1 protein-coding gene and 1 riboswitch (1 of these 2 running past the window's edge) are annotated in these 1,680 nt (G+C 52.4%); the gene reads right to left on the bottom strand.

The genetic code is table 11. The features are described from left to right. Positions 1-190 precede the first annotated feature (190 nt). Positions 191-1,234, bottom strand: coding sequence for a sirohydrochlorin cobaltochelatase (locus QZL66_RS03585; protein WP_022410389.1), 1,044 nt, complete (start codon positions 1,232-1,234; stop codon positions 191-193). Between the two features lie 337 nt (positions 1,235-1,571). Then, positions 1,572-1,680, bottom strand: a riboswitch (cobalamin riboswitch); it runs 141 nt beyond the window's last position.

The following is a 1,680-nucleotide window of genomic DNA, read 5'->3' as shown; positions in this document are numbered from 1 at the left end:
AAGCGGCGGTGCCTGCGGTTTCCTCCTTAGCGGTGCTGCCGCATCCGGCACAAAGCGCAGCGGTCAGACAGAGGGAGAGTGCGGCGGAAAATACACGAAATTTCATAGAGAGCCTTCCTTTCAAAAAGAGCGGTTGGGAAAAGTCCGAACCGCTCTTGAATATGAACAAGTGAAATATTGGAATGGTTACTTACTTCAGGGAGTCGATGGCAGCCTTGGCGTGATCCACGTAGATGGCACGGATGTCTTCGTTTTCGCCCAGACCCCGCAGCAGGCATTCTACTTCGTAGCCGGCATCCTCGAAGGTCTTTTTCCAGGAGCCGTCCTCGTCGCCAGCCATGTCGTTGTTGGCGTGGTCGCCGGCAACCACCATCAGCGGTTCCAGAACGACACGCTTGTAATCGCCTGCCTGTACCTTTGCCAGAACGTCATCCAGCGACGGCTGAGCTTCAACAGTGCCGACAAAGTAGTTGGTATAACCGTCCTTGGTCAGCAGATCCTGCATCTTCTGATATACCTCATTGGAATCTGCCTCAGTGCCGTGACCCATAAAGCAGATGGCAGTCTCGCCGTCATCGTAGGAGGCGGTCCACTCGGTGATCGCCTTTTCCACTCTGGCGAAATCGTCGTCGCTGTTCAGAAGCGGCTCTCCGAATACCACCTGATCGAAGGCATCCGAATAATTGCCGACCTCTTTCACCAGCTCGTCATATTCCAGACCGTGCATCAGGTGGGTGGGCTGTACGACCAGATTCTTGACGCCGTTGTTGACGGCACGCTCCAGTGCAGCATCGACATCGTCGATGAGGATGTTGTCCCGTCTCTGCACGTGGTCGATGATGATGTTGGCGGTGAAGCCGCGGCGGACAGAGAAGTCCGGAAATGCCTTTTCCAGATCGCCTTCGATTGCGCCGATGGTCAGACGGCGGCTGTCGTTGTAGCTGGTGCCGAAGCTGAGTACCAGCAGCTCGTTGTCGCCGATGTTGTCCTGATTGCGGATGTCATCCAGCGAAGCGTCGCCAGTATCGTAATTCTCGTCGTCGTCCATTGTTTCCTCCTCCGAAGTTTCAGAGGAATCTTCTGTGGAATCCTCTGCGGATGTCTCTGCCACAGAGGAACTGTCCGCAGCAGAGCTGCTGTCCTTTGCGGAAGAGTCGCTGGAATCACCGGAACAGCCGGACAGCATGCCGGCAACCAGTGCCAGAGAAAGCATAAAAATAGCGGTTTTTTTCATGATAAGTTCTCCTTGTATTTTAGATAGGGCAATACCGCACAAAGATTGTGCGACAGATGCGTCGTCAAATTTTTCGTCAGATGAAACAAAAAGCGGAGTGAATACTTGATGTATTCACGAGCATTTTTGTGAAATATGACGGGAAATTTGCAAGCAGATGGCGTGCAAAATCGCCAGACGCTCTTTGTGCGGTATTGCCATAGGAAAACGAAACAAAGAAACTGCCCTCCATTCGCATCGAACAGAAGGCATACCGAAACAGACGTTTTGCAACGTCTGAAAGACAAATGTCTATGTTTACAGTACGATCAATGCCTCGTGATCTGGAATTCTGAGATTCCTGTACTCCAAAGACGGCAGGTTTCCTGACTCAGGACTCCCCGCAGCGCCACAGCCTTCCCGTTTGATTCGCAAACAGTGACCGCATTCTCAGAACGTGTCTTGTG

The sequence above is a fragment of the Ruminococcus sp. CAG:330 genome (assembly GCF_000437175.1).
In the GTDB taxonomy this organism is placed as follows: domain Bacteria; phylum Bacillota; class Clostridia; order Oscillospirales; family Ruminococcaceae; genus Ruminococcus_C.
The sequence above is the reverse complement of the archived record's forward strand: the minus strand, read 5'-3'. Positions and strand labels throughout refer to the sequence as shown.